This window comes from Deltaproteobacteria bacterium (assembly GCA_016180855.1).
Classification (GTDB): Bacteria; UBA10199; UBA10199; order JACPAL01; family JACPAL01; genus JACPAL01.
The window spans coordinates 1-3435 of sequence record JACPAL010000023.1 but is presented as its reverse complement, the minus strand read 5'-3'; the positions used below and the strand labels follow the sequence as shown (position 1 = coordinate 3435).

Here is a 3435-nt window from a genome sequence, read left to right as displayed (position 1 = left end):
GTTCCGTAAGCGTCAGGCGGCGGGGGAAGAAATGACGCCGCCAGATATCAAACAACGCGCCGAACCCCGGGTAGTTGATGTACCGAAGTTTGTCGAGAGAGTCCGCGTTCAGTTCTTCAACCAGTTTTTTGTCGGAGGCGACCAGGACATATTCCTCCTGCGCGAACGGTTTATAGGCGAGCGCCGGGTTCTCTTCCTTCTGTGTGACAAAACCGAAATCGATCTCCCCCTGAAGCAATTTCGAGAGGATCTCATTGTTGGCGAGAAGATGGACCTGAAGATCGATGAGTGAGAAGTTTTGACGCTTCGCCAAGAGCATCGGGAAATGGGGCGTTTTCAGACAAAAACTTGGCATCGCATACCGCACGAGCCCCCGAGGCGACATCTGCCCGTCTTTCATACTTTCGATGAACGATTCTACGGTTTCGGCATAGGTTTCGATGAACGTTTTCAGTTGTTCTCCGGCGGGGGTCAAAAGAACCTTTTTGTTCACACGCTCAAAAAGGGGAACCCCTAACTGCTCTTCCAGCCGGGCGATCTGCTGGCTCATTCCCGATTGCGTCATGCCGGCCCTGCGGGCTCCGAGTGTGAAGCTTCCGGCTTCAGCGGCCGACAGAAACGCCCGGAAAAGACGGGCATCGAGGTGGTCCAACGACATTGAATCGATCAGATATCATAATGATAACATTAACAACATATAATTTTACTTATGATTTTTTGGGTGGAATGGGGGGTGTTGAAAACAAAAAACAAGAAGGGGAAAATTATGAGTCAAAGATTGTTAGGTAAGGTTGCCATCATCACGGGAGCTTCTAGCGGAATAGGGGAGGCGACAGCGGTGAGATTGGCCTCAGAGGGGGTCAAAGTTGTCTTGGCGGCCCGACGGGTAGATCGATTGGAAAAGGTGAAGAGGCAGATCGAATCGGAGGGGGGCGAGGCGCTGTGTGTTCCAACTGATGTAACCCGGAGGGATCAGGTTGAGACGCTGGTGCAGAAAACATATCAGTCGTTTGGACGTGCTGATATTTTGTTTAACAACGCGGGCATCATGCCGCTCTCCTTCATGAAAAAGGGACGCGTTGATGAGTGGGAGAAAACAATTGACGTGAACATCAAGGGTGTTTTGTACGGAATTGCTGCAATTCTCCCCCGTTTTTTGAGTCAGAAGAGCGGACATATTATCAATATGTCAAGTGTTGGAGGTCGGCGGGTTTATCCCGGTTGTGCTGTTTATAATGGAACCAAATTTGCCGTTCGGGCTATTTCGCAGAGTCTTCGAATGGAGCTGGCGTCTGAGCCTGGATTGAAGGTGACCGTCATTGAGCCCGGTGCCGTCACGACCGAATTGCCCGAAGGCATTCAAGATCAAGAGTTCAAAGAGACATTTAAGAGTTTTGCGGCGACCCTTACCTTTCTCGAACCGAACGATATTGCCGAGTCGATCTTTTACGCAGTCTCCCAAGCGGATCGCGTGAATGTTGAAGAGATTTTAGTGATGCCGCGCGAACAGGGGAATTGATAAGTTTCAAAATTGAAGTTCAAAAAACAAGGAGGTTTTAAATGGCGATCGAAAAAACAGGTGTTCAACCAAAGGTACTCGTTGTTCTCTCGGGTTCAGATCATGTGAGCCTAAAAGGGGGTGGAGAACACCCGACAGGCTACTTTTTATCCGAGCTGGCGGTTCCGTTAAAACAGCTTATCAAGGCAGGGTACAAGCCGGTTTTTGCAACCCCGAATGGCAGGGCCCCGACGATGGATAAAGTGAGCGATGACACGCGCTGGTTTAAGGACAAAGAGGAATTTCTTGCGGCCAAGGCGCTTCTTCAGGGTATACGCGAATTTGCAACTCCGCGGCCACTTGATTCTTTCTCGGAAAAGGAACTCTCTTCTTTCGACGGCCTTTTTGTTCCGGGCGGGCATGCCCCGATGGAAGACCTCTCTCGCGACCCGAATTTAGGCCGGATTCTCAATTACTTTCATCAACAGCAAAAACCGACCGCCTTGATCTGTCACGGGCCAGCCGCTCTTCTGTCGGCCAATGCCCCGGGCAAGCCGTGGCCTTACCAAGGTTATCGGATGACTGTCTTTTCGACACCGGAAGAGAAACAGGAGGAGGATGCCGGGCATTTGGATGGGTATCTCACCTATTATGTGGCGGATGAACTTCTCAAGGCGGGTGCGTCGGTTTTTGTGGCGTCTCCCTGGACCGGAAATGTCGTGCGGGATCGTGAGCTGATTACAGCGCAAAATCCGATGTCGGATGTTCGTTTTTCGGAAGAGTTTCTAGAGGCGCTCATCCAGAGACGTGTCGGTGCACTTCCTCAGAAAAAGGGGATGCCAAAAGGCGGGATTGAACCGAATGTTGTCTACGACATCTCAGCTGAGGCTCTTGATTGGAAGAACGGCTATTCAACCGTTTTTGTCGGGTCCCGTTTGAAAGGCAGTTCTCCATCAGAGTTCCTTCCACACCTCACAAAACATGTGGGTGAGGTGAAGCAGGCGTTTGAACCGCAGGGGCTTCGTGGTTATATCGTTTTGGCGACGTCTGATTATGAAATTGCCTACCTGAATTGGACCAGCAAGGAGGCGGCCGATAAAGCGTTCGCCTCTCCTGATGGCAAGAAGGTGGTTGCGGACGCCCAATCGTTTATGGAATCTGTTCTTTATAAACAGACCGATGAGCGCTGATTCTCGATTCCCCCAATGCGTCGTTTGCTCTCTTTTAATTTTGAATGGGTTCTTCCCGGCCACGGCCAACGCGTGAAACTTGAGCCTCAAGAGATGCGGCGACAACTGGTCCAGAGGCGGATCACTTTGACGATTTTTTGACCTTTCAACACTTGATAGACGAGGCGGTGTTGAATGTTGATCCGCCTTGAATAGGCACCGGTCAGATCCCCCAGTAATTTTTCGTAAGGAGGTGGGGTGCTAAACGGATTCTTTTTTAGCAGATCCAGAAGATTCTGAACCTTGTTTTGCAGTCCCGCCTGTTTTATTTTTTTGGCGTCCTTTTGTGCGTCTCGCGTGTAAACAAGAGTCCACATTCTCTACCAGTTGAGTTTCTTGGAGCATTTCTTAACAGAAGTTTTGAGACCTTTTTGAATGGATCTTCTCATTCCCGGAATGGAGGTCAAATAGAGCGTCTCCTGAATCGATTTCCAGTCCTCCTCTGAAACCAATACACCACTGTTTCGTTTGCCCGTAATGAGGACCGGTTCGTGTGATTCCGAAACCTCGTCAATGAGGTTGTACAGCTCAGCTCGGGCTTGGCTTGCGGTTCGGAAAGTCATGATTCTAAAGCGTACGCTTTTACGTACGTCTTGTCAATGAAGATGATACATGCTTATCCGAAAAGTGTACCAAGAGTCCTCGGAGAGGCAAAAACACAGGCGGTAAGAGCTCGATGGAACCATGAGTCTGGATCATGTCGGCGGT

At 50.1% G+C, this 3435-nt stretch carries 4 protein-coding genes and 1 pseudogene (1 of these 5 only partly in view); 2 read left to right on the top strand and 3 right to left on the bottom strand.

Annotated elements, in window-relative coordinates; all coding sequences use genetic code 11:
- A pseudogene (locus tag HYT77_10130) lies at window positions 1–658 on the bottom strand (LysR family transcriptional regulator) (it extends 146 nt beyond the left edge of the window).
- Window positions 659–766: 108 nt separating this feature from the next.
- Between HYT77_10130 and HYT77_10125 the strand changes: the two are divergent.
- Window positions 767–1519, top strand: coding sequence for an SDR family oxidoreductase (locus HYT77_10125; GenBank protein ID MBI2068352.1), 753 nt, complete (start codon window positions 767–769; stop codon window positions 1517–1519).
- A 41-nt stretch (window positions 1520–1560) separates the two neighbouring features.
- Window positions 1561–2688 (top strand): type 1 glutamine amidotransferase domain-containing protein, encoded by a 1128-nt coding sequence (locus HYT77_10120; GenBank protein MBI2068351.1) that lies wholly within the window; start codon window positions 1561–1563, stop codon window positions 2686–2688.
- An 86-nt stretch (window positions 2689–2774) separates the two neighbouring features.
- On the opposite strand, the gene HYT77_10115 is transcribed toward HYT77_10120, so the two are convergent.
- Entirely contained in the window at window positions 2775–3044 is a 270-nt protein-coding gene (locus tag HYT77_10115; protein MBI2068350.1) for a Txe/YoeB family addiction module toxin, read from the bottom strand.
- Between the two features lie 3 nt (window positions 3045–3047).
- Window positions 3048–3290, bottom strand: a complete 243-nt coding sequence (locus HYT77_10110) for a type II toxin-antitoxin system Phd/YefM family antitoxin (protein MBI2068349.1) — start codon at window positions 3288–3290, stop codon at window positions 3048–3050.
- Between the last annotated feature and the right edge of the window lie 145 nt (window positions 3291–3435).

Coding starts and splice junctions, on each gene's coding strand:
- HYT77_10125 (MBI2068352.1), top strand. CDS start 767: ATGAGTCAAAGATTGTTAGGTAAGGTTGCCATCATCACGGGAGCTTCT.
- HYT77_10115 (MBI2068350.1), bottom strand. CDS start 3,044: ATGTGGACTCTTGTTTACACGCGAGACGCACAAAAGGACGCCAAAAAA.
- HYT77_10110 (MBI2068349.1), bottom strand. CDS start 3,290: ATGACTTTCCGAACCGCAAGCCAAGCCCGAGCTGAGCTGTACAACCTC.
- HYT77_10120 (MBI2068351.1), top strand. CDS start 1,561: ATGGCGATCGAAAAAACAGGTGTTCAACCAAAGGTACTCGTTGTTCTC.